Source organism: Vibrio hyugaensis (genome assembly GCF_002906655.1).
In the GTDB taxonomy this organism is placed as follows: Bacteria; Pseudomonadota; Gammaproteobacteria; order Enterobacterales; family Vibrionaceae; genus Vibrio; species Vibrio hyugaensis.
In genome coordinates this window covers 2,318,559-2,340,980 of record NZ_CP025794.1, presented here as the reverse complement: position 1 = coordinate 2,340,980, position 22,422 = coordinate 2,318,559, and the positions used below count along the sequence as shown (strand labels likewise).

At 45.3% G+C, this 22,422-nt stretch carries 24 protein-coding genes; 6 read left to right on the top strand and 18 right to left on the bottom strand.

Going from position 1 to position 22,422, the window contains the following annotated elements; translation table 11 throughout:
- Nucleotides 1-16: 16 nt before the first annotated feature.
- Both C1S74_RS11555 and fabR read right to left on the bottom strand, forming a co-directional pair.
- Complete coding sequence (locus C1S74_RS11555; RefSeq protein ID WP_038872582.1) at nucleotides 17-382, bottom strand: YijD family membrane protein; 366 nt, start codon at nucleotides 380-382, stop codon at nucleotides 17-19.
- Nucleotides 382-1,023 (bottom strand): HTH-type transcriptional repressor FabR, encoded by a 642-nt coding sequence (fabR, locus tag C1S74_RS11550; RefSeq protein WP_010444457.1) that lies wholly within the window; start codon nucleotides 1,021-1,023, stop codon nucleotides 382-384. Before fabR ends, C1S74_RS11555 begins: the two co-directional genes overlap by 1 nt.
- 291 nt (nucleotides 1,024-1,314) lie before the next feature.
- On the opposite strand from fabR, the gene sthA reads away from it, so the two are divergent.
- Nucleotides 1,315-2,715 (top strand): Si-specific NAD(P)(+) transhydrogenase, encoded by a 1,401-nt coding sequence (sthA, locus tag C1S74_RS11545; RefSeq protein WP_045402103.1) that lies wholly within the window; start codon nucleotides 1,315-1,317, stop codon nucleotides 2,713-2,715.
- A gap of 67 nt (nucleotides 2,716-2,782) precedes the next feature.
- Here the strand turns inward: sthA and dinF are convergent, their stop codons facing one another.
- From dinF to lexA, 3 genes are all read right to left on the bottom strand, one after another.
- A complete protein-coding gene (dinF, locus tag C1S74_RS11540) occupies nucleotides 2,783-4,126 on the bottom strand; it encodes an MATE family efflux transporter DinF (protein WP_045402101.1) in 1,344 nt (447 codons plus the stop codon).
- Nucleotides 4,127-4,462: 336 nt separating this feature from the next.
- Nucleotides 4,463-5,257 carry a class I SAM-dependent methyltransferase gene (locus tag C1S74_RS11535; protein WP_045402098.1) on the bottom strand — a complete coding sequence of 265 codons (795 nt, stop codon included), beginning with the start codon at nucleotides 5,255-5,257 and terminating at the stop codon, nucleotides 4,463-4,465.
- Between the two features lie 213 nt (nucleotides 5,258-5,470).
- Nucleotides 5,471-6,091 (bottom strand): transcriptional repressor LexA, encoded by a 621-nt coding sequence (lexA, locus tag C1S74_RS11530; protein WP_005438488.1) that lies wholly within the window; start codon nucleotides 6,089-6,091, stop codon nucleotides 5,471-5,473.
- 368 nt (nucleotides 6,092-6,459) lie between these two features.
- Between lexA and plsB the strand changes: the two genes are divergently transcribed.
- Complete coding sequence (gene plsB / locus C1S74_RS11520; protein WP_045402095.1) at nucleotides 6,460-8,886, top strand: glycerol-3-phosphate 1-O-acyltransferase PlsB; 2,427 nt, start codon at nucleotides 6,460-6,462, stop codon at nucleotides 8,884-8,886.
- Between the two features lie 87 nt (nucleotides 8,887-8,973).
- Here the strand turns inward: plsB and ubiA are convergent, their stop codons facing one another.
- Together ubiA and C1S74_RS11510 are read right to left on the bottom strand one after the other, a co-directional pair.
- A complete protein-coding gene (gene ubiA / locus C1S74_RS11515; RefSeq protein WP_038872570.1) occupies nucleotides 8,974-9,828 on the bottom strand; it encodes a 4-hydroxybenzoate octaprenyltransferase in 855 nt (284 codons plus the stop codon).
- The gene (locus tag C1S74_RS11510; protein WP_045402092.1) at nucleotides 9,829-10,368 is read right to left on the bottom strand and encodes a chorismate lyase; all 540 of its coding nucleotides are present in this window, start codon (nucleotides 10,366-10,368) and stop codon (nucleotides 9,829-9,831) included. It abuts the gene before it with no gap.
- A 153-nt stretch (nucleotides 10,369-10,521) separates the two neighbouring features.
- On the opposite strand from C1S74_RS11510, the gene C1S74_RS11505 reads away from it, so the two are divergent.
- Nucleotides 10,522-10,932, top strand: a complete 411-nt coding sequence (locus C1S74_RS11505) for a flagellar basal body-associated protein FliL (protein ID WP_045402090.1) — start codon at nucleotides 10,522-10,524, stop codon at nucleotides 10,930-10,932.
- A 97-nt stretch (nucleotides 10,933-11,029) separates the two neighbouring features.
- Here the strand turns inward: C1S74_RS11505 and glpG are convergent, their stop codons facing one another.
- The 6 genes from glpG to ftsY all read right to left on the bottom strand — a co-directional run bounded on the left by glpG (nucleotide 11,030) and on the right by ftsY (nucleotide 16,654).
- On the bottom strand, nucleotides 11,030-11,869 hold the full coding sequence (gene glpG / locus C1S74_RS11500; protein ID WP_038872563.1) for a rhomboid family intramembrane serine protease GlpG: 840 nt from the start codon (nucleotides 11,867-11,869) through the stop codon (nucleotides 11,030-11,032).
- Entirely contained in the window at nucleotides 11,869-12,189 is a 321-nt protein-coding gene (gene glpE / locus C1S74_RS11495) for a thiosulfate sulfurtransferase GlpE (RefSeq protein ID WP_038872561.1), read from the bottom strand. Before glpE ends, glpG begins: the two co-directional genes overlap by 1 nt.
- Before the next feature lie 466 nt (nucleotides 12,190-12,655).
- Complete coding sequence (gene rpoH, locus C1S74_RS11485) at nucleotides 12,656-13,513, bottom strand: RNA polymerase sigma factor RpoH (protein ID WP_038872559.1); 858 nt, start codon at nucleotides 13,511-13,513, stop codon at nucleotides 12,656-12,658.
- Between the two features lie 175 nt (nucleotides 13,514-13,688).
- Nucleotides 13,689-14,657, bottom strand: coding sequence for a permease-like cell division protein FtsX (gene ftsX, locus C1S74_RS11480; protein ID WP_045402087.1), 969 nt, complete (start codon nucleotides 14,655-14,657; stop codon nucleotides 13,689-13,691).
- A complete protein-coding gene (ftsE, locus tag C1S74_RS11475) occupies nucleotides 14,647-15,321 on the bottom strand; it encodes a cell division ATP-binding protein FtsE (protein WP_005535654.1) in 675 nt (224 codons plus the stop codon). Before ftsE ends, ftsX begins: the two co-directional genes overlap by 11 nt.
- Nucleotides 15,322-15,343: 22 nt before the next feature.
- Nucleotides 15,344-16,654 (bottom strand): signal recognition particle-docking protein FtsY, encoded by a 1,311-nt coding sequence (gene ftsY / locus C1S74_RS11470; protein ID WP_103415282.1) that lies wholly within the window; start codon nucleotides 16,652-16,654, stop codon nucleotides 15,344-15,346.
- Between the two features lie 223 nt (nucleotides 16,655-16,877).
- Between ftsY and rsmD the strand changes: the two genes are divergently transcribed.
- On the top strand, nucleotides 16,878-17,477 hold the full coding sequence (rsmD, locus tag C1S74_RS11465; RefSeq protein WP_045402081.1) for a 16S rRNA (guanine(966)-N(2))-methyltransferase RsmD: 600 nt from the start codon (nucleotides 16,878-16,880) through the stop codon (nucleotides 17,475-17,477).
- Nucleotides 17,478-17,502: 25 nt separating this feature from the next.
- A complete protein-coding gene (locus tag C1S74_RS11460) occupies nucleotides 17,503-17,769 on the top strand; it encodes a DUF1145 domain-containing protein (protein ID WP_045402079.1) in 267 nt (88 codons plus the stop codon).
- 65 nt (nucleotides 17,770-17,834) lie between these two features.
- Here C1S74_RS11460 and C1S74_RS11455 read toward each other — a convergent pair whose 3' ends face one another.
- The 4 genes from C1S74_RS11455 to C1S74_RS11435 form a co-directional block, all read right to left on the bottom strand.
- On the bottom strand, nucleotides 17,835-18,419 hold the full coding sequence (locus C1S74_RS11455) for a YhgN family NAAT transporter (RefSeq protein WP_045402076.1): 585 nt from the start codon (nucleotides 18,417-18,419) through the stop codon (nucleotides 17,835-17,837).
- A gap of 112 nt (nucleotides 18,420-18,531) precedes the next feature.
- Nucleotides 18,532-18,753, bottom strand: a complete 222-nt coding sequence (locus tag C1S74_RS11450; protein ID WP_045402074.1) for a YecH family metal-binding protein — start codon at nucleotides 18,751-18,753, stop codon at nucleotides 18,532-18,534.
- A gap of 69 nt (nucleotides 18,754-18,822) precedes the next feature.
- Nucleotides 18,823-19,443 (bottom strand): lysoplasmalogenase, encoded by a 621-nt coding sequence (locus tag C1S74_RS11445; RefSeq protein WP_045402071.1) that lies wholly within the window; start codon nucleotides 19,441-19,443, stop codon nucleotides 18,823-18,825.
- Nucleotides 19,444-20,463: 1,020 nt separating this feature from the next.
- The gene (locus C1S74_RS11435; RefSeq protein ID WP_045402069.1) at nucleotides 20,464-20,829 is read right to left on the bottom strand and encodes a hypothetical protein; all 366 of its coding nucleotides are present in this window, start codon (nucleotides 20,827-20,829) and stop codon (nucleotides 20,464-20,466) included.
- Between the two features lie 241 nt (nucleotides 20,830-21,070).
- On the opposite strand from C1S74_RS11435, the gene C1S74_RS11430 reads away from it, so the two are divergent.
- A complete protein-coding gene (locus C1S74_RS11430) occupies nucleotides 21,071-21,400 on the top strand; it encodes a DUF2500 domain-containing protein (RefSeq protein ID WP_045402066.1) in 330 nt (109 codons plus the stop codon).
- Nucleotide 21,401: 1 nt separating this feature from the next.
- Here C1S74_RS11430 and C1S74_RS11425 read toward each other — a convergent pair whose 3' ends face one another.
- Nucleotides 21,402-22,415, bottom strand: coding sequence for an acyltransferase (locus C1S74_RS11425; protein WP_045402063.1), 1,014 nt, complete (start codon nucleotides 22,413-22,415; stop codon nucleotides 21,402-21,404).
- Between the last annotated feature and the right edge of the window lie 7 nt (nucleotides 22,416-22,422).

Genomic DNA, 22,422 nt, shown 5'->3' with positions numbered 1-22,422 from the left:
ATTGAATTTGTTTTGCTTATTCAGCAGAAGCTTTCTTCTCCATAAAGCCCAGCTTTTTACCAACCCAAGCCAACAGAATCATTGAAACCAGAATCGCGAAGAAGTTAGAGCCGGCTTCTGGGTATTGTGCTTTGATGAAAGCAGAGTGGCCAAATGCACCGACAAAGAAACACGCCAAACCAACTAGCGGGATATCTTCTGATACAGGGTTGTTAAGGTATTCTTGGTAAAGCGCCTGTACTGCTAGCACGAGTGCAATCAAAGGGAAGATTGAGAAAGATACTTCACTCATGGTCAACCATGACAATAAAGCATCACCACACATACCTGCAACCAGTGCCAAAATCAGCGTTTTCTTTTCAGATTTATTTCCATTCGACATTATTCTATCCCGCCTTTTAATCGGTTACGTTCACGTTCTTTGCGATACCAATAGGCCCCTTTGGCTATCATTCGCAATTGCATGATCAATCGCTCGGCGAGTTCATCGCGCTCGCGTCGATCTAAATCTAAAACTTCAGCACCAGAACTGAATACCAAAGTGACTGACGCTTCTGCTTGAGTAAACGCTTCTTCTTTGGTCATGCCAGTGCTTATTAAATACTCGGTTAATTCTGCCGCAAAATGCTGGATTTCTCGAGCGACGGCAGTACGAAATTCAGAAGAAGTGCCAGAGCGCTCACGCAACAATAAGCGAAATACGTTAGGACTACTTTCAATGAATTCCATAAAGGTTTCAACCGAAGTTCGAATCACACTGCCTTCTTTGACAATACGCTGACGCGCTTGACGCATCAGTTGGCGTAACAACAAACCGCCTTCATCTACCATGGTTAAGCCAAGCTCATCCATGTCTTTGAAGTGACGATAAAAAGAAGTTGGCGCAATTCCAGCCTCTCGGGCGACTTCTCGCAAGCTGAGATTAGAAAAGCTGCGGTCCGCACTGAGTTGATTAAATGCCGCATCGATCAGTGATCGACGTGTTTTTTCTTTTTGCTGCGCGCGGATTCCCATCGATTTCATTCTTAAACTTGCTCTTTTTCTATCGGGTACAAGAACCTCAATATAACGCATATCGACCCCACGTATAAAGTAACGTTGTCTGCCAATAAGCGGCGAGCACGTTACTACTGGCATGCATCTAATTGCAATCCTCTCCATCCAAATAGTAGACATGCAACATACCAATTCGTTCTTTTGGTTGATTCTGCGTGATCACTTCCACTCTCTAGTCGGCATAACATGTTCCTCCTAGAGTAAATGAGTTAAAATCCCGCTACAGCAATGTTAAACAAATATAACAAGGAAGACATCATGGCGCATGCTAATCACTATGACGTGATCGTAATTGGTAGTGGCCCGGGCGGAGAAGGGGCGGCAATGGGGTTAACCAAAGCAGGCCTAAATGTTGCCATCGTAGAAAAGGAAAGCAGTGTTGGTGGCGGTTGTACGCACTGGGGAACCATACCATCTAAAGCATTGCGTCACGCCGTTAGCCGGATCATTGAATTCAATAGCAACCCGCTATTCTGTCGTAATAACACCAGCCTTCATGCAACATTTTCTGACATTTTAGGCCACGCAAAATCGGTCATCGACAAACAAACGCGACTTCGTCAGGGCTTTTATGATCGCAACTCATGCTCGTTATTATTCGGCACTGCGCGTTTTATCGATAATTACTCCATTGCCGTGATGCAAAGTGACGGAACAGAAGAAATCTATTCGGCAGATAAGTTCGTCATCGCCACGGGCTCCCGCCCTTACCAACCGAACGACGTCGACTTCTTGCACGAACGCATCTACGACAGCGACTCTATCTTGAGCTTAAAACACGACCCTCGCCACATCATCATTTACGGAGCTGGGGTGATCGGTTGTGAATACGCCTCAATCTTCCGCGGCTTAGGCGTGAAAACTGATCTGATTAATACTCGCGATCGCCTACTCTCTTTCCTCGATAACGAAGTCTCAGATGCATTGTCTTACCACTTCTGGAACAGTGGCGTGGTGATTCGTAACGATGAAACATTCGAGAAAATTGAAGGCACCGAAGATGGCGTTATCGTACATCTTCAATCGGGTAAGAAGATGAAAGCCGATTGCCTACTGTATGCGAACGGGCGAACGGGTAACACAGACAAACTCAACTTACCTGTGGTTGGACTTGAAGGTGATTCACGCGGACAACTCAAAGTAGATGGTAACTACCGTACAGAAGTGGAACACATCTACGCAGTCGGTGATGTGATTGGCTACCCTAGCCTAGCAAGTGCAGCGTATGACCAAGGTCGTTTCGTGGCACAAGCCATCACTAAAGGACAAGCTGACGGCAATCTGATTGATGACATCCCAACAGGTATCTACACCATTCCAGAAATCAGCTCAGTGGGTAAAACCGAACAAGAACTGACCGCGGCGAAAGTGCCTTACGAAGTGGGACGCTCTTCGTTCAAACATCTCGCTCGTGCACAGATTGCAGGTAAAGACATCGGCAGCTTGAAAATCCTCTTCCATCGTGAAACCAAAGAAATTCTTGGTATTCACTGCTTTGGTGAGCGCGCTGCAGAAATCATCCACATCGGTCAGGCCATCATGGAACAAAAAGGTGAAGCTAATACGATTGAATACTTCGTCAATACCACCTTCAACTACCCGACGATGGCAGAAGCGTATCGCGTAGCGGCATTGAACGGTTTGAACCGATTATTCTAATTCAATTGGGTTGTCATGATCCAAAAGCTAAAACAGCAGGTCTCGACCTGCTGTTTTTTATGTATAACTAGGCAAGGAAGCTTCCCTTGCGCCATTGATAGAAGAAGATAGCGCCGAGTCCAATCCCTCGCATTGCCATGAAACTGGTCATCGCAAACCACAGCGCATGGTTTTGCCAACCAGAGAACAAAAAGAAAATCGCGAAAAAGCAGCAAGTCGCCACGAACATACTGTTTCGCATGTCTTTACCTTTAGTAGCACCAACAAAAATGCCATCAAACAGGAAGCACCACATCGACGCTAATGGCATGACCACCAGCCATGGCAGATACACCGACGCTTGCTGCTGCACCGCGTCAATCGAAGTGATCATGGCGATCAAGTGCGATCCTGCCAAACCAAATACCGCAGTCAAACCTAAACAGATGATCAGGCTCCAAAAGAAAGTACCAATCAGCGAAGCACTGAGTTGCGCTCGGTCTTTCGCGCCAATCGCTTTACCAACCATGGCTTCCATAGCGTAAGCAAAACCGTCCATGCCATAAGAAATCATCATCAAGAAACTCATCAATACTGCATTGGCCGCAACCACGTCATCGCCAAAGCTCGCGCCTTGGAAAGTCATAAAGCTAAACGTAGCTTGTAAACAGAGCGAACGTAAGAAGATATCGCGATTGAGTTTTACGAAACGCCCTAGCCCATGTTGAGTATCGGTTAGCAGGCTCTTCGGAGATGGTAACTGACGTGCACGCCATGTTTTCCACACACACATCAAGCCAAACGCCATGCCTGAGTAATCAGCAATCACCGATGCCAGCGCTGCGCCTTCTACTTTCCAGCCCAAGCCAATCACAAACAGTAAATCGAGCGCGATGTTGGTCACGTTGGTGATGATCACCATCCACATTGGTGCTTTGGAATTTTGTGTTCCAAGCAGCCAACCCAACAAAACAAAGTTCATCAGTGCAGCAGGTGCACTCCATACGCGGATAGAGAAATATTCCATGCCATAGTGCTTCACTTCAGCACTGGCATCACTCCAACCAAAGATCAGGTCCGCGATTGGGTTATGAGCAATAAGAAAGACCAACGCAAACAGCAATGCCATTAGTGAGCCTTGCATAAGCACCAAAGCGAGTTGTTTTCGGTCTTCACCGCCATAAGACTGCGCCGCCAACCCTGTAGTCGACATACGTAAGAAACCAAGCAACCAAAACGTCACGCTGATCATGGTGCTACCAAGCGCAACACCGCCGAGATACCAAGCGTGTTCAAGGTGACCGATCACCGCAGCGTCAACCAAGCCCAATAGTGGAACAGTAATATTCGAAAGCACCATAGGGATAGCGAGCGCTAACACTTGGCGATGCACTTGAGGGTTCGATAAAGGAGAAAAGATAGAGTTTGTCACAGGCACCTCGTTGTTTAGATCAGCGAGTGTACCTGAGTACTAAGGGTCTGTTGACCTTTAGAGCTTATTTTTGCAGCTGTTTGTGGGTTCTTACTATTCAATCAAAAAAAGAAAAAAGTTTGAAATGCAGCAACTCAGTACAGGAGAGCCACAAAGCTGCCCAAAGGTTCGAGCTGGGCGCCCCCACTAAAAGCGCTTTACTCTTTGTTGATAGGTCATTTGCTTAGAGTGACTGGCGGCTAACAACTAGCCGTCCGCCTATCGTCGCGATTAAAACGCTTTTATCTCGAACAAAATTTAACCGCAAAAGGTAAACAGACCCTCGTGCCTATTCAATTACCACTTGATGTGAACGAGGACTGGCGTGAGGCGATGCTTCAACATTGGGATCTTATTCAGCCAACGTTGCCATGCTTTCCAACGCGAGCAGAACCGGTCGAATGGTGAGAAGGCTTTTACCCATTGTGCCCATGGTAACCAATGCAAGACTTGCTCTGCCGGAGCTTCAAAACCGTGAGCATAAGTGTCCGAGCCAAGCTTCTGGCCCCATTTACTTTCAGTTAGGTCGCCCGCGAGTACCATGCACACTTCTGCCGAAACAAAATGACGACCCAATGTCTGGATAAAGGTCGCAACGCGCGATTCATCGCAATCGAGTAAAGCCATCTCGCACAAAATCAGTACTGGTGCTTTTTCTGGAATGCGCAGTTCGTCCAACCAACTCATGTCTTCTACACTGCCACAACGATGTTCGTAACGTTCGTTTTTGTGGAATAAACGCTGACGCCAAACCAGATTCTCGGTGACATCCAGTTCAATCCAGTGACAACGGCCATTGTCCAAGCGGTAGAAACGCGTATCTAAGCCTGCACCTACGTTGATGATCCAAGCATCTGAGTGTTGTTGAAGAAAATGACTGACTTGCTGATCACACAACTGAGTTAAAGTCACGTGCAGTAGCTGCTTCTGATCGACGTCGCCACTGATGCAATCTGGCGCCATCTTGCAACTCAAGCACGCTTTTGCAGCGATCGGATCGTACACCAAGCCGTTATCGACCAAGCTTTCGCGGCTACGCAAAAATAACGGTTTCAACAGATGGTTAGGTACGTGATGTTGAGGCTTGGACATGGGCATTTCCTTGCGCCGAAAAGAAAATGGTTAAATGGAATTAGATGATAATAAATCTCAATATCACTTGCAAGTTTTAACGTAACAGCCAAAAACTCTGAGTCAGTGCGAACGTAACTATGCTTTGAAGAAAATAAAAATGGGAAAAGAAAGCGCAGAAAACACAAAGCCCAGCAGAGCGCTGGGCTTTAGTAGAATACTTGAGGTAAAAACCTACATCCAGTCAGTGTTGCGGATGATGCCAACCGCTAGACCTTCAATCGTCAGATGTTGCGACGTTAGGTCAACTTGGATTGGTGAAAATTCTTCGTTCTCTGCATGCAGTAGAACCGTAGAGCCTTTGCGCTCTAGACGCTTCACCGTCACATCGTCATCAACACGCGCAACCACAACTTGACCGTCGCGTACGTCTTGAGTTTTATGCACAGCCAGCAAATCGCCGTCCATAATACCGATGTCTTTCATACTTTCGCCGTTTACGCGAAGTAAGAAATCTGCTTTTGGCTTGAACATAGCAGGATCCACTTGGTAGTGAGATTCCACATGCTCTTGAGCTAGGATTGGCTCACCCGCAGCAACCTGACCAATCAGAGGCAGCCCCTGATCATCGTTAGCTGCATCTTCAAGTAGGATTCGGATCCCGCGAGATGCGCCTGGGATAATTTCAATCGCTTGTTTACGAGCAAGCGCTTTTAGGTGTTCTTCTGCGGCATTCGCAGAACGGAAGCCAAGCTCACGCGCAATCTCTGCACGAGTTGGTGGCATTCCGGTGTCTTCGATTTTGCTTTTAATCAAATCGAAGACTTGTTGTTGGCGTGGCGTTAACGGCTTCATATGTCACCTGTCTTTTTATACAGCTAACTGTGAGTATATCCAGTAAATGGACAAATGAAAACCCAATTGGTTGTTTTTTAATTTATTTCCGCCGCTTTATGAACGCCACCACAAACCTCAAGTTAACTGGCGTTTTAAACAGCGAAGATTTCCTTAGTCTAAAGAAAGCAACAACCTATGGGTTCGACTAATTTCCACTCAATAAAATTAAAAGGTTTGACCAGTTTCTGTTATCCTTGCAGCGCTTAAAATTTATCGCCTAGGCTTATTTCTATAGCCGTACCTATTTCTTTTCCTGTTGATGAAAAGGAAGCGGACACTGAAATAAGGTTAGGCTTGTTTGAATACCTATTGAGGCTGTGAACTTTATGTCTTCTGGACAATCATTTTCACGTTCATTACTAAAACTACCTTTATCGGTAATGGTAAAGGGCACCACAATCCCATCGAATCCGATTGATGATCTCAACATCGACCTCACTAAACCGATTGTGTATGCCTTGCCGTTCCGTTCGAACGTGGATTTGCTGACACTGCAAAAACAAGCTTTGAGTCTTGGTCTGCCTGACCCGCTCAATCCATTGGAAATCAATGGAAAGACATTAACTCGTTACGTATTTATCGCCTCTCGTCCAACCGTGATGAGCAACGATAACGATGTACCAAGCGAGTCTGTTTCTCTATTTACAGAGTTACTAGAACTGCACAAACTCGACAGCGAGCTTGACGTGCAAATGATCCCAGCAACTGTGCTTTGGGGTCGTAAACCTGGTAAAGAAGAAAACCATAAGCCGTACCTGCAACCAATGAATGGTCCGCAAAAAGCGAAAGCGGTAATGGGTGCTGGTCGTGACTGTTTGGTGCGTTTTAGCCCCGTAGTATCACTGCGCTACATGGCGGACTCTCACGGTACAGACAGCGCCATTGCGCATAAGCTAGCGCGCGTGGCTCGTATTCACTTCTCTCGTCAAAAGCTTGCCGCATCGGGGCCGAACTTGCCACAACGCCAAGTGTTGTTCGCACGTCTAATGAAATCCCCTGCGATTGAAAAAGCGATTGAAGACGAAGCACAAAGCAAAGACATCTCGATTGAAAAAGCGCGCAAAGAAGCGCACAGCATCATGGATGAAATTGCCGCGGACTTTTCGTATGGCTTAGTGAAAAATGGTGATCGTATCCTCGGCTGGCTATGGACGAAGCTGTACCAAGGTCTGCACATCAACAACGCATCAACGGTGCGTCGCCTAGCGCAAGACGGCCATGAGATTGTTTACGTGCCATGTCACCGCAGTCACATGGACTACTTGCTACTTTCTTACGTTTTGTACCATGAAGGTATGGTGCCGCCGCACATTGCTGCTGGTATTAACCTGAACTTCTTCCCGGCAGGTCCAATCTTCCGTCGTGGCGGTGCATTCTTCATTCGTCGTAGCTTTAAAGGCAACAAGCTGTACTCAACGATTTTCCGTGAGTATCTATCAGAACTGTTTGCTAAAGGTTACTCGGTTGAGTACTTCAGTGAAGGTGGTCGTTCGCGTACTGGTCGCCTGCTGCAAGCGAAAACCGGTATGTTGGCCATGACGATTCAAGCCATGCTTCGCGGTCTAAACCGCCCTGTAACACTGGTGCCTGTTTACATCGGTTACGAACACGTAATGGAAGTGGGTACTTACGCCAAAGAACTTCGTGGTTCGCGCAAAGAGAAAGAAAACGCCGGTCTTGTGCTGCGTACTCTGCGTAAACTGCGCAATTTTGGCCTTGGTTACGTCAACTTTGGTGAGCCGATTCAGCTAAACCAATACCTGAATGAACACGCTCCTGAGTGGACAAAAGACATCGATCGTATGGGTGGCAGTAAACCACAATGGATGAACCCAGTGGTGAACGGTCTGGCAAACAAGATGATGACGCACATTAACGATGCGGCAGCGACTAACGCGCTAACTCTATGTGCGACCGCGCTATTGGCTTCTCGCCAGCGTGCATTGTCTCGTGACTCTCTGATCAACCAGATTGAATGTTACCTGAAACTGCTTAAGAACAACCCATATTCAAACACTTCAACGGTTCCAACAGAAAGTGCTGAAGAGTTGGTGGATCACGCAATCTCACTTGATAAGTTTGTGATTGAAACCGACACCATGGGTGACATCATTTCGCTGGATCGTAGCCAGTCAATTCTGATGACTTACTACCGCAACAACATCATTCACTTGTTCGCTCTACCTTCATTGATTGCTCAAATGATCATCCGTCAGCGCAACGTGACCGTAGAAAAGATTCAAGAGAACGTTGCTCAAATCTACCCATTCCTGAAAAAAGAGCTGTTCTTAAGCTATAAGGAAGAGGATTTGAATGAGCTTGTGGTTAAGACGTTGAACGAGTTCATTGAACAGAAGATGGTTTGCCAAGACGGCGATAAACTGGAAATCAACCAGTCAAACAACCAATCCTTGGTATTGTTGGGTCGTACTATCACTGAAACACTGCAACGCTACTCAATTGCAATGAACCTGCTCGTTGCAGACCAAGAACTTGGTAAATCTGACCTTGAACAGAAGAGCCAAGATATTGCACAGCGTTTGGGTCGCCTACACGGTATTAACGCGCCAGAGTTCTTCGACAAAGGTGTGTTCACTGCAATGTTCAATACATTGAAAGAACAGCAGTACTTAGATTGTGATGGTAACTGTGACCTAGAAAAGACGCAGCAATTTGCCAAACTGCTGTTTGTTCTACTTTATCCGGAAGTGAAGCTCACCATCGAAGAGAGCATCCACCAACTTCACGCATAAATAGCAGAACCTCGATACAAACAGAAAAGGCATCCAATTGGATGCCTTTTTCATATCAGGACTGGCCACAGAGCGTTTTCTGAGCGCTTACCAAAATGCGATAAACAACCCAAGAGCGACCACCATTCCCACATAATTGTTATTGAGGAAAGCTTTAAAACATAAATCGCGATCGCGATGACGAATCAAATGCTGTTGGTAAACAAACAACGAAGCGGCCACCAAAATCATCCAATAGTAACTTTGACCAAGTTCATAGTGTTGGCCTAACAACACCAGCATTGCCAGCGTAATGAGCTGTAAGATCCCAACCACCAACTTATCGTGACGACCAAACAAAATCGCCGTTGATTTGATGCCAATCTTCAAATCGTCATCGCGGTCAACCATCGCATATTGGGTATCATAAGCAATAGTCCACAGTGCGTTAATCGCAAAGACAAACCATACAATCCAAGGCAGTTCACCGGTTTGTGCTGCCCATGCCATCGGGATTGCCCAGCTAAATGCTAAGCCTAAAAACAGTTGTGGTAAGTGGGTATAACGCTTCATGAATGGGTAGATGAAGGCTAAGAAGATGCCCGCGAACGAAAGTTGAATCGTTAGTGGGTTCATGGTGAGGACGAGTAAGAAAGAACTCACACCTAATACTAAAAACAGGCCAATGGCCTCTTTTGATGTCACCTTACCTGAGGGCAATGGGCGTTGCTTGGTGCGTTTTACATGGCCGTCAACCTTACGGTCAGCAAAATCATTAATCACGCATCCTGCACTACGCATCAGAAATACGCCCAACACAAAAACAATCAGAACGTTCCAACTAGGCATGCCTTGAGCGGCGATGACAAGCGCCCAGACTGTTGGCCACAAGAGCAATAGTGAGCCAATTGGACGATCCATTCGCATCAGTTGCCAATATGCTTTGGCTTTTTCTGCGGACATTTACACCTTCTCCTTAGCGTAAACTGGTGAATTAGGTAGGAAAACCTCGGCAACCAACATCGGCTTGTGATTCATCCACAATCGTGAGCGACGCGCCAAAAAACGGCCATGAGGTAGACTTACCCAGCCCATCTGTAATGCGTCACGCTCGACATTGTCAGCGCTAAATACCGTTAAGCCCAGCGGGATATCACCTTGCTGAGCCAAGTCATATTGCTGATCGACCAAAGTTGTACGTGGGATAAGCGTGCGTCCAATGACCCAATCCGTATTGTCACCACATAAAATCACCTCTCTCAATAGGCAATCTTGCTCAGACAATAGCTGGCTCTCATCCTGTTTTAACGTCTTAGCAGTGACGATCTGATTATGCAGCAATTCCACCGTTAAACGTTGGCAATGCTGACCTAAACGACGTGACAAAGAGCCCTGTTCTTCAAGCCAATGCTTGGCGAATTCGTTAGGGAATTCAAATTCTTCGGGGTTTTGCCACTCTACTTCCAATAAAGAAGTAAGATAGAGTGATGTCGGCTGATTCATACTAGTATTCAATTGGTGGCTTTATGCGTACAATAAAGCAACAACTTACCGTCTTATTGAAACTGTAAGTTCCGTTATTTGTTTTAGACGGTCTATTGTACCAAGACTGAAGCGATTCGAATATCGCGATCCAGAGAAAGAAAAGTTATAAATATGTACAAACGTTATGTAGCCCAAATTATTGTCGCGTTAAGCTTGCTTATTTCATCCCCTACATGGGCCGAAAAAGAAGAAACTGGACCACAGCTCGCGTACTTCACCTTAGAACCAGACTTAACCACCAACTTCTACACCAAAGGGAATAAACTGGGCTATGTGCAGGTACGTATCGATATTATGGTCATGAGCCAGCAAGACCTTGCTGTGGTAGAGCATCATCAACCATTAATCCGCGATGCAGCAATTGAACTGCTCGGTAAGCAAACCGAAGATACGATTAAGTCGTTGTCTGGTCGTGAAGACCTACGAAAAACGTTGGTCCAAGAACTCAACGAGACCTTACTACCAGAAACAGGCAAAACCATCATTGCCGACTTACTGTTTACCAAATACCTTTACCAATAAGTCCGCTTTTCAAAATAAAAAAGACCGCCAATCGGCGGTCTTTTTTATTGTCAGCAAAGCATCTCTATGTCAGTAACCTTAGAATGCTTTTACATACCTAAGCTTGTTGGTATTTCTGCTTACCAGAATCGAATACCGCGATGGCCATTCCAGAAATTAACCCCACTAAATGCGCCGTATTGGCAATGGCCATAAATGGTTGTACAAAACCTAATACCAGCCACACCAACATAAAACCAATAATCGGTTTTGGTAACGTTAATCCAAGGTGAGGTAAGCGGTAACCAAGAATCCATAAGTACCCCAACAAAGCGTACACCACGCCAGATAAGCCACCAAAGTTTGCACCTTCGACATAAAACTGACCTGCGCCAGATAGGGCAGCTGAGATAACAAAGAGCTGTAAGAGCTTACCGGAACCTAAGCGACGTTCAATGTCCCCACCAAATTGCCACCACCAAAGCAGGTTAAAAACAATGTGTGTTATCGAAAAGTGCAACAGTGCATGACTTATCCAACGCCACAATTGCCATTGCTGTCCTTCAAATGCAGGAAAGTGCAGCCAATCAAATACACCTCGTCCAAAACCGAGTAGTTGAAGCAAATAAATAGCAGCACAAGTGATCATTATCGCGAGCGTAACCGGACCTGCTTTCGCTTTGATCATGCCCATGATGCTTGGACTAGCATAATGAAACTTACTTTTTCGCGTATCGGCAACGTTCCACGAAGCGGCACTGTACTTAGGATCAGAAGGGTTGGCTAAGAACTGTTTGAGCTCTGCTTCAACTTCAACTTCGTGCTGCGCATCCGTCAACCAAAGCGCAAACTGCCCTTCACCTTCCGGCATGATTTGGATATCAACCTGGCGTGATGCCATGTAATCGATGAAGGCTTGCGCCATACGTGGGTTATTTAACGTTACCAATCTCTTCATTAACTTCTCACTATCGGTAGTTCTGCTCGTTGCCAGGCTTCAAAGCCACCATCAACACTGTACACCTGTTCGAAGCCTTGGTTAACCAAATATTGTGCTGCACCTTGGCTACTAATGCCGTGATAGCACATTACTAGAATAGGCTGTTCAAACTCGACTTCGTCCATAAACGACACGATCGAATCGTTAGTAAGGTGAAATGCCGATTCTGCATGAGCGACTGCGAAGGATTGAGGATCGCGGATATCAACAAGCCGAGCTTCACTTTGCTCAAGTAATGTTTGCGCGCCTTGTACATCGATATGCTGAAACTGGTCCATTTGCTTTCTCATTGTCTTATTAATATACCCAAGCAACCTCATGGCACCGAAATTTAGGCGCTTAAAGTCACTTGCGTATAGTGACGCCATTGTAACCTATCCAAAGCCAAACTTAGACACAGAGATAGTCCGGTCATTCTAAACTGTTCACATTCCAACCATTTGTGGATAAAGCTGTGAATTGCGTTGATAAAGTATATTTTGATCTTTTGATCCACAAGATGTAGTGATGATCTTGATCTAACTGTGTGTATATTTAGAACTATCCCCAGCAGTAAAACCACGACAAAGCCTTATTTTGTCCGGCTTTCGAACAGTTGATGAATAATTACTTCACAGAGTTATGCACAGGTAGCACAGATAAAATAGATCGCAAACGCTATCGATTTTGGATCGGAAATAAAAAAGCCGAGATCACATGATCTCGGCTTTCTATGAAAATCTTACTTTATATTAGAAGCAGAAGTTAGAACTCACCAACAGCAAGTTTCAGTTTCTTCATTGCGTTCTTTTCTAGTTGGCGAATACGCTCAGCAGAAACACCAAACTCATCAGCAAGGTCTTGCAGTGTTGCTTTCTCATCGTCTAACCAACGAGAACGAACAATACGTTGACTGCGCTCATCCAGACTTGCAAGCGCATGGCCTAGACGGTTATTGGTGTGTGTTTCCCAGTTTGCTGCTTCAATGTTATCGGCAACATCAGATGATTTGTCTTCTAGGTACACCATTGGTGCTGTGTACGAATTTGAACTGTCGTCATCATCCATTGGCATATCGAACGTTGAGTCCACTGCCGCTAGACGGGATTCCATTTCTCGTACTTCTGAAGGCTCAACACCTAGCTCACGTGCTACTGTTTCTACTTCACCGTTGTTAAACCAGCCTAAGCGCTTCTTAGACTTACGTAGGTTGAAGAACAGTTTACGCTGCGCTTTGGTTGTCGCAATCTTCACGATACGCCAGTTACGTAGCACGTATTCATGGATTTCTGCTTTGATCCAGTGAACAGCGAAAGACACCAAACGCACACCCACTTCTGGGTTGAAACGCTTGACCGCTTTCATAAGACCGATGTTGCCCTCTTGAACTAGGTCTGCCATTGGCAAGCCGTAGCCTGAGTAGCCACGAGCAACGTGAACAACGAATCGTAGGTGTGACAAGATCAGGCCTTTCGCCGCATCTATCTCACCGTTGTAGTGTAATCGTTCTGCCAGCCCACGCTCTTCGTCTGGTGTCAGCATTGGGTAGCTGTTTACAGAACGGATATAGCTGTCAAGGCTATCTTGCGTGACTAGAGCCATCGGATACGCTTCTTTTGTCATTCAATTCCTCATCAATCTCTGATCTGGAGCATTACATTGCAATTTAGCTTGGCCATCTTGAACTCAAAATGAACAAGTTTCAAGAAGGGCGAGTAATTATCCATAAACAAATGGTCTATACAAGGGGTAAAAATTAGCTTGTGCTAATAAATTCCAAGTATAAGACCCTTATCACCTAAACTGGTTCAATTTCTTTCAAGTGACGCTGCGCTGAAAAGCGCGCGGCGATACAACCTAGCAAGCTACCAGTGATGATCAACAGTAGAGATTCATCCCAATTCAAGCCAATCAAACGAAATTGGCTATCATATAACGATGCCAATTGCTCAACTGCGTTATTCATGACAACCGTAATCAATGCCGTCACTAACCATGCAATGGTCGCCCCAAGCACACCAAACCACATGCCAGTGTATAAGTAAGGACGAAGAATGAAACTGTCGGTCGCACCAATCAGCTTCATCGTCTGAATCTCTTCTTTGTTCGCCAGCACATTAAAGCGCAATGTATTGCCGACGATTAAAAATACAGCACCCAACATCAGCACTGTCAGGGTAATGACAATAATGCCAGCAAGGGTTTTTATCGCATCAAGCCGTGCCAACCAATCTTCATCTAGTCGAACGTCTGTCACGTCTTGTTGCTCACGAACTTGTTTAGCAAGCGACTGAATTGCGCTTTTTTGTTCGGAATCAGGCGTAATCACCAACACGCCAGGCAAGGCATAACCACTTAATAGGCTTAGCGCTTGGTCAAACCCTGCGTACTGGCTTAAATCAGATAGACCTTGTTGCGGGGAAATATATTCCACCTCTTTTACAGAAGGCCATGTTTCAATCTGATCTTTGAGCACCATAACGCGCGCGTCAGGCATCCCTTCGACTAAGTAGGCACTAACTTGCGATGGTGATGCAACATCTTGCGCTGCGCCAGCCACATTCTTACCTAACAAATACAAACAAGCTGGCATTGCTAACGCCATGGAGATAACAGCCAAGGTCAGAATGTTACCTAGAGGACGACGCCATAATGCGCCGAAAGAAGATTTAGCTTGTTTGATATGAACAGAGAAAAAACCATCGGTATTAGCACGCGTGGCACTGCGACCTTTCCCTTTCTTTTGGGTGCGCTTGTTACCTACCATAGTCTTCTACCTCACTTAGGAAGCCTTGGTTCAATTCGAAATGACGATATTGTGGGCGAGTATTTACTAACCCGATATCGTGCGTCGCGAGGAGAATCGTCACGCCAGCACGATTAAATTCTTCGAACAATCGCAACACACGGTTGGACAGTTCTGGATCAAGGTTGCCGGTTGGTTCATCCGCCACTAGCAGCGTTGGTCGATTAACGACAGCGCGTGCAATACCTACACGTTGTTGCTCACCACCTGATAGTTGACTTGGCAAACAACGGGCTTTATCGAGCAAGCCCGTTTTATCTAGCGCCGCAGAAACACGACGTTTGATTTCATTTTCAGAAATCGATTCTATGCGCATCGGCAGCGCGACATTATCGAACACGCTGCGATCCATCAATAAGCGATGATCTTGGAAAACAATCCCGATATTGCGGCGCAAAAACGGAATGTCTTTGTTAGAAATACGTGTGATGTCATGACCATTAAAATGGATTTTGCCATCAGTAGGACGTTCTATCGCACATATCAGTTTCAGCAAGGTACTTTTACCTGCACCGGAATGCCCGCCTAAAAAAGCCATTTCTCCGCGTCGAAGGTGAAAGTCGACTTTCTGTAATGCCTGTCGCCCACCTCGGTAAGCTTTACTTACCTGCTGAAATTTGATCACCGTTGATTTCCTCTAACTCTAATTACTCTTCACGACTAAACAGAGCGTCAATGAACTCTTGAGTTTCAAATGGACGCAAGTCTTCGATACCTTCACCAACACCAATGTAGCGAATTGGAATTTCGAACTGATCAGCAAGAGCGAAGATAACGCCACCTTTCGCTGTACCATCCAGCTTAGTCAATGTAATCCCGGTTAGAGGGGCAACATCACTGAAAAGTTTCGCTTGGCTAATGGCATTTTGCCCAGTGCCTGCGTCTAGCGTCAGCATGATCTCATGTGGTGCAGAGTCATCAATCTTCTTCATGACACGAACAATCTTACGCAGCTCTTCCATCAGGTTAGCTTTGTTTTGTAGACGACCTGCGGTATCGGCAATCACCACATCGACGCCACGCGCTTTTGCCGCTTCAATCGCATCATAGATAACCGAAGCACTGTCTGCGCCAGTGTGCTGAGCAATCACAGGAACGTTGTTACGCTCACCCCATACTTGTAGCTGTTCAACCGCTGCAGCACGGAAGGTGTCACCCGCCGCCAGCATGACTTTCTTGCCTTGGCTTTGGAACTGCTTCGCCAGCTTACCGATTGTGGTTGTTTTACCGACGCCGTTAACGCCAACCATCAAGATAACGTAAGGGGTTTTGCTGCTATCAATTTCAAGTGGCTGTTCTACTTTCGCTAGAATTTCTGCCATCTCTTCTTTTAACAGGCCGTAGAGTGCTTCGCCATCTTTCAAATCACCGCGAGACGCTTTTTCGGTCAAGTTATTGATAATTTTCGTCGTGGTGTTCATACCCACGTCAGCGATAAGCAGTTGCTCTTCTAATTCTTCAAAAAGATCGTCATCGATTTTTTTACCGCTGAATAGCCCGAAGAAGCCTGCGCCGATATTCGCTTTGGTGCGGCTTAGGCTGCGCTTAAGGCGAGCAAAAAAGCTCTCCGTTGGTTTTTCTTGTTCTTGAACACGAGGCGCAACCGGTACTTGTGGCTCTTCTGCTTCTGCTTCTGCTTCTGCTTCTGCTTCTGCTTCTGCTTCTGCTTCTGCTTCTGCTTCTGCTTCTGCTTCTGCTTCTGCTTCTGCTTCTGCTTCTGCTTCTGCTTCTGCTTCTGCTTCTGCTTCTGCTAGGACAGGTTCAACCTTCTCCGGCTCTTCTTCAAGCGTGGTTTTCTCTTCTGCTTGTTCGACAGCCTCTTCCACCGGCAGTTGCTCACCAGCAGGCGCTTCTACTACTTCTTCTTTTACTGATTCATCTGTTGTCGGTTTTTGGGTCTGTTCTTCATCACCAAAACCTAGCCACGAAAGTAATCCGCGCTTCTTTTTTTCCGTCATCTGGGGCTATCCTAGATTGTGCTCTTATCTATTAATGACTCTTTTCTGACAAGATTATTATCTTTACAGAAAAGGCTAATGACAAAGTTGTGAAAACTTTCCAATTAGGTGAATCTAATCTTATTAGTGTTACACTCTGTCATCTTGAATATTCTGGGCTATATCCAAGCTCAAAGCTTGGGCGATTGGATATAGTATCACTTTATTAGCGGTCAAAAAATCTATGGTAAGACGTCGCCAGCAAAACTCATCACAAAAAAAGCCAACAACGGGCTTTGTTCGCATTATTAGTGGTTTATGGAGAGGTCGAAAACTCCCTGTTCATGGTGCAGAAGGATTACGCCCAACCACGGATCGTGTGAAAGAAACCCTATTTAACTGGTTAGCTCAAGATGTGCCGCAAGCGAAATGTCTCGACCTATTCGCAGGTTCTGGTGGTTTAGGCTTTGAGTCAGCTTCTCGCCAAGCAGACCAAGTGACGATGGTGGAACTGAACCCACAAGCGTTTCAGCAATTGCAGAAAAATGTTGCCTCGTTGAATACTAGCAACATTAAAGTCGTCAACACCGACGCACTGAGCTTTTTAAAGCAACCAGGTACACCGCATCACGTAGTATTCATTGATCCGCCGTTTCGCAAAGGCTTATTAGATGAAACCGTGACCTTGCTGGAGCAAAACGGCTGGCTTGCAGAAGATGCGATGATTTATATTGAAACTGAAAAAGAGCTAAGCATTGCTGGGCTTCCTGACAACTGGCGACTGCACCGAGAGAAAACCGCAGGCCAGGTCAGTTACCGTCTGTATGAACGCACATCAGCTTAAAGCCTCAATTTAAAAGGATAGTTAAATGAAAGCATTATTGATACTGGCTAAAGCAGCCATCGCCTTCGTCTGGTTCATATTGATCCTCAACTTCTTTATACCCTTCCCTGGCAAAGCGGCCATTGCGTTGTACATCATGACGGCTTTTCTGTTCATCATGCATGGATTGCAAATGGCGATCTTCATTGGCGCATTTGGCGACAAGATTAAGATGAGCAGTTGGGAAAAGTATTCGATTTTGATTTTCGGCATCTTTGCTCTGCTCGACATTCGCCGCAAGCATATGATGTAAAAAGACAAATAAACGAAAGCCGCTCACAAGAGCGGCTTTTTTGTATTCATCAAATTGACGGAGGTTCAGCCCATGTAGCTCTTCACGCCATCAAGGAACATCTGGGTTGAGATCATCACCAACAGTAAACCCATCAAACGCTCAATCGCTTTCAGACCGCGCTCACCAAGAATGCGGTGGAAGAAACTGTAGAACATCAAAATGAAGAAAGTTGCACCCCAAGCGATCAACACAGCAGCAGACAGCTCCATGATTTTGTCTGGATGCTGAGAAGACAATAAAAGCAACGCTGCGATCACTGAAGGGCCAGCAATCATAGGAATCGCCATCGGCACAATAAACGGCTCTTCACCTGCAGCAAGGCCAGTAATGCTACCTGCGCTTGGAAAAATCATCTTAATCGCGATGATGAAAAGAATGATCCCGCCAGAAATACTCAACGTTTCCGGTTGAACATGAAGGAAGCTCATGATGTTTTGTCCCGCAAAAAGGAACAGCATCAGAATCATCAAGGCAAACAGTAATTCACGGATCAGCACCTTACGGCGGCGTTTTGCATCAAGGTGTTTGAGAATGGATAACACAATCGGAAGATTTCCGAGTGGGTCCATAATAAGAAACAGCATGGTCGCTGCTGAAAGAATATCCATGTTCTGACCTCGACTAAAAAAATGGCGGCCAGTATAACAAAGTCATTTTGGGAAGATATGATTGAAGGTGAAATGAGTGGTTCACCTTCACTAAAGATTTTCTAGCCGCTGCTCAGTGATTGCAAACGCGCGCTATGTTTACCACAAACTTGCCTTCAAGCTCGCGTACTTTTTCGCGCTTTAGCAAAAACTCTAGCAATGCATCTAAGTCTAGATCATTCAGCTTACAAGTATGAAAACGCACACCCGTACCGAAGTGAGCCGCAAGCTCATCACGATTCATTGGCGTTTCACGTAGGAGGTTTAATAGGTTATGAGCATGAATTTCAGCCATCATCGACTCCAGTCATCAAATTAAGTCAGACCAGTTTACTCAAAACCTCGCCTGCTGCTTTGACCTGAGTTAGTAAATGATTGAGGCAACAATTAAAGCATGCGCAAAGAAGTAACTGCCACTCACCCATACATAGGCACGTTTCATCGGCTTACGATAGCCATGTATTGCATAGGCCAAAGCAGAATAAATCATGACTAAGGTGCCGCTAAAACCGAGCGCATTGGCAAGGCTTGGAACTTGCAGCCAAACCTCTCCTGCAGCCCAAGCCAACTGAACCAGCATGATGCCCATGATCACCACCGGAAAAACCAATGAATCTAGCTGCGGAAGTAATAAGAAGAAAGCCACCACGCTGGCGGCAAGCAACAATGCCAGCAACCACCAGACAATTTCGCCATTGAGTTGCACCCAGAACGACTTACTATAAAAAATTTGAGCAAGCAGGTAGCCAGCAAAATAGAGGGGCTTACGAGATTTAAACGAATGAAGGGTATCTGCAAACATCGATACCAATAAGCCACCTGCGATCCAATAGGTGTAAGGAGCTGATGCACCTTCAGTAAGAGCAAGAACCAGCAGCAATAATAGAGTAAAGATTTTAAATGCCAGAGACTGCGTCGGATTGGCTTGCTTCGCCCCCAACACGGAATATAACCCTGATAGCCCAATCGCTAACCAACTCCACATGCCGTATACACCTTTCACTTAACCTCGCCGCTAGTCTAGGTAGACCAATCTTGATGTAAAGGCATTATCGGCGAAAGTTGGATCTCGCTAGCGAATCACAACATTTTGTAAACGTAACTGGCTCAATTTCTGATTATCGTTTTTCTCACAATCATTGAACTGAGCTATCTGAATCTGTTTGTTATCGATACTTTCATCAGAACTCTAACCTTCAGAAATTGAAAAACAAACCACCAATTTGTTCGCCATACAACCATTGCGGGCAAATAACCAACACAAAAGTCAGATCCACCACCTCTGACCACTCAGAAAGGCAAAAATGCCTCCTATCAACAATACAAACCGCGATTAGCCCAATAATCCGAGAGTATAAAAGTTCAATCAAAAACACATAAGTAACTGATATAAATAAGTATAAATAAGAAAAACCATCAAAACCTAACCTTAACCAGCATGGATTATAGCTACACCCTTGTCGCATTGAGATTTTCTCATCAGATAGGAAAAGTTGAGCACGATAGACGTCTACAAGAGTGACTCTCGTTAACACAAAACATAATTTTCTCAACTTTTGAGAAATTCAGCAAAAATAGTCAACCAACATCAACACTGATACAAGAAACACTATTTCATCATAAGATTACTCATATTTAACACACTAAAATCAGCAACTTAAAAACAAAAAGAAGATAAAACCAACAAGTCGAACATTTAAAGAGCAGCACAAAAAACACAGTTTTATTAGTCAATTTAGGGTAAAAATACCCTAGTTAAGTGCGAGTTTTGAAAACTTTTCCGCTTTGAAGTTGATCAAAGCTCAAAAACAGTGCTATATTATTTACATCGAGTTCATCAATGATTTTAGGGGTAGTGTTATGATTTCTTCTTCTCAAAAACAAGGGCTGGTAATGATTGCAGTGGTTGTTGGTTTAATGACACTGCCAATGATGTACTAAGTTACTGTTTCCAATAAAAAAGGGACGCTTTCGCGTCCCTTTTTTATTATTCAAATTTTGCCGTCTACAGATGCTTAACTAGTATGTCCCAATGCATGTAGTAAAAACCGAGTGCGGCGAGTGTAATCAAAGCCATTAACAAAATCGCAGTTCGCCAAATAAAACGTGAACTTCTCGGTGTAAGCTCCTTTTCACATGCATCACATGCCGCCAAGAAACCTTTTCGATCGTCCAGTTTGTAATCCTCTTCATGGACAACTTTGTTACGAACTGTCGCAATAAAGCGCAGCTTTGCAACGACGTCATGCGGCAAGCGCTCTTCACAACTGGTGATCAGTTGATGTAACCCTTTCCCCTCTGCGTGGTATTGGGTACGCAGAAGCTTTTCGATCGTTCGGGTACGCATGACTACTTTCTCAATATCTGACATCGTAACCCTCCTTACTTGACCCTTCCTGTGTCTGTCATTTCATTCTTCTACAAATTTAGAGCTTTTTCGAGCCGTTAAGTGCAAATTTCCTTTTAAATTGTGCTCTTGCACGCATATAAAATGTGAAGTGTGCCGAATAAAATCTACATCCCTTTTACTAGATCACGAATAATTTATCTCAACTCATAGTTTAATCAGGGAGTTCTGTAAAATAGACGCCAATGAAACATTGGAGGTTATCATGCCAATCTCACTTATTTTGGCCTTATTCGCCCTGATTGCTCTCGGAGCATGGGTGTTCTTTCGCTTCTACAGCAAGCACTACTTTGGCGAGGATGCGCCTGAACAAAGCGCCCAAGTCACCATCCTCGACAAACAAGCGATAGAAGTACCAGATGCTGAACCTGGCCAAGACGATCAAGAGTACTGGATTTATGTGCAGCGCGGTTCGATTGGTCCGAAACGTGAATTTCAAATCGGTGTGCACTATTACCACGCTCTGAATCCGGGTGATAAAGGCACACTGACTTACTGCGGCGACAAGTTCTTACATTTCGCTCTTAAACGCTAATCTACGGCAACAACCAACGAGTCTTGGCGGATTTAGAGAACAAATAGCTCATCGCCAAGGCTCCGGCTCCACTCAATACGATCCATACAGGAATAACCCACGCAGGGTGACCTTGATACCATCCGAACGCTTTCATTGGCCACAAGAAGATTGGGTGCAACAAATAAATTCCTAAGCTGTGCTGACTAATAAAGCTCACCACTTTTTGCACTTTAGGTGTTAGACCTTCACCAAAGTAGCGACACAACATAAAGATCATCGACGCGGCTAAAATCACATTCAGTGTCTTATATGAGAGCCAGCGCCCTATCGTGTACTTATCCGCTTCTAAGCTGTTGGTCACGACCATAGTAAAGGTCACAGCCAATGCAACTAAACCAAGCCCTGTGAATATGCTGACTGTGGCGCGGCTAAGAGGTACTTTCTTAAACAACACATAACCCAAGGGCAAATACCCCATGTACAGCCAATATTGGTTGCTCCACGGCCCATCGATTTTGAATAAAAATAAGGTACTGGTGAACAGCCAAATGGCCAGATACGCATAGATGACGTTGTCATCACAATTGCGGACTACCCATTGGAATAAAGGAATAACAAAATAGAGCGGAATAAAATAGTAGAAGAATCCGAGATGGTAGTAAGTCGCATGATGCGGGCTATTGTCGACCACTTCTTTAACCGTTTCAAAGTCAAAACCTTGCGCCGTCCAACCTGACAAATACGCATAGAACATCGACCACACTAAAAAAGGCACAAGCACCTTACCTAAACGCCGTTTGACATAGTACTTGGCATCAAAAGGACGAGTGTCACTGAGCATCAGCGCACCAGTGATCAAAATGAATACGGGCACCGCCCAGCGAGTCACACTGTTTACGCCTACCGCTGTCAACCATTGGTCAAATGGAATCACTCCCAACTCATTACGATATGGCGCTAACACATGAATGGCAATCACCGCGACCGCAGCGACACAACGTAATAAGTCGAAAAACAGAACCCTTTCTCTCATACCCTTA

What these genes read in the sequence shown, in the direction of transcription:
- C1S74_RS11555 (WP_038872582.1), bottom strand. Translation starts at nt 382, where the DNA reads ATGTCGAATGGAAATAAATCTGAAAAGAAAACGCTGATTTTGGCACTG.
- fabR (WP_010444457.1), bottom strand. Translation starts at nt 1,023, where the DNA reads ATGAAATCGATGGGAATCCGCGCGCAGCAAAAAGAAAAAACACGTCGA.
- sthA (WP_045402103.1), top strand. Translation starts at nt 1,315, where the DNA reads ATGGCGCATGCTAATCACTATGACGTGATCGTAATTGGTAGTGGCCCG.
- C1S74_RS11535 (WP_045402098.1), bottom strand. Translation starts at nt 5,257, where the DNA reads ATGTCCAAGCCTCAACATCACGTACCTAACCATCTGTTGAAACCGTTA.
- lexA (WP_005438488.1), bottom strand. Translation starts at nt 6,091, where the DNA reads ATGAAGCCGTTAACGCCACGCCAACAACAAGTCTTCGATTTGATTAAA.
- plsB (WP_045402095.1), top strand. Translation starts at nt 6,460, where the DNA reads ATGTCTTCTGGACAATCATTTTCACGTTCATTACTAAAACTACCTTTA.
- ubiA (WP_038872570.1), bottom strand. Translation starts at nt 9,828, where the DNA reads ATGTCCGCAGAAAAAGCCAAAGCATATTGGCAACTGATGCGAATGGAT.
- C1S74_RS11510 (WP_045402092.1), bottom strand. Translation starts at nt 10,368, where the DNA reads ATGAATCAGCCGACATCACTCTATCTTACTTCTTTATTGGAAGTAGAG.
- C1S74_RS11505 (WP_045402090.1), top strand. Translation starts at nt 10,522, where the DNA reads ATGTACAAACGTTATGTAGCCCAAATTATTGTCGCGTTAAGCTTGCTT.
- glpG (WP_038872563.1), bottom strand. Translation starts at nt 11,869, where the DNA reads ATGAAGAGATTGGTAACGTTAAATAACCCACGTATGGCGCAAGCCTTC.
- glpE (WP_038872561.1), bottom strand. Translation starts at nt 12,189, where the DNA reads ATGGACCAGTTTCAGCATATCGATGTACAAGGCGCGCAAACATTACTT.
- rpoH (WP_038872559.1), bottom strand. Translation starts at nt 13,513, where the DNA reads ATGACAAAAGAAGCGTATCCGATGGCTCTAGTCACGCAAGATAGCCTT.
- ftsX (WP_045402087.1), bottom strand. Translation starts at nt 14,657, where the DNA reads ATGGTAGGTAACAAGCGCACCCAAAAGAAAGGGAAAGGTCGCAGTGCC.
- ftsY (WP_103415282.1), bottom strand. Translation starts at nt 16,654, where the DNA reads ATGACGGAAAAAAAGAAGCGCGGATTACTTTCGTGGCTAGGTTTTGGT.
- rsmD (WP_045402081.1), top strand. Translation starts at nt 16,878, where the DNA reads ATGGTAAGACGTCGCCAGCAAAACTCATCACAAAAAAAGCCAACAACG.
- C1S74_RS11460 (WP_045402079.1), top strand. Translation starts at nt 17,503, where the DNA reads ATGAAAGCATTATTGATACTGGCTAAAGCAGCCATCGCCTTCGTCTGG.
- C1S74_RS11455 (WP_045402076.1), bottom strand. Translation starts at nt 18,419, where the DNA reads ATGGATATTCTTTCAGCAGCGACCATGCTGTTTCTTATTATGGACCCA.
- C1S74_RS11450 (WP_045402074.1), bottom strand. Translation starts at nt 18,753, where the DNA reads ATGGCTGAAATTCATGCTCATAACCTATTAAACCTCCTACGTGAAACG.
- C1S74_RS11445 (WP_045402071.1), bottom strand. Translation starts at nt 19,443, where the DNA reads ATGTGGAGTTGGTTAGCGATTGGGCTATCAGGGTTATATTCCGTGTTG.
- C1S74_RS11435 (WP_045402069.1), bottom strand. Translation starts at nt 20,829, where the DNA reads ATGTCAGATATTGAGAAAGTAGTCATGCGTACCCGAACGATCGAAAAG.
- C1S74_RS11430 (WP_045402066.1), top strand. Translation starts at nt 21,071, where the DNA reads ATGCCAATCTCACTTATTTTGGCCTTATTCGCCCTGATTGCTCTCGGA.
- C1S74_RS11425 (WP_045402063.1), bottom strand. Translation starts at nt 22,415, where the DNA reads ATGAGAGAAAGGGTTCTGTTTTTCGACTTATTACGTTGTGTCGCTGCG.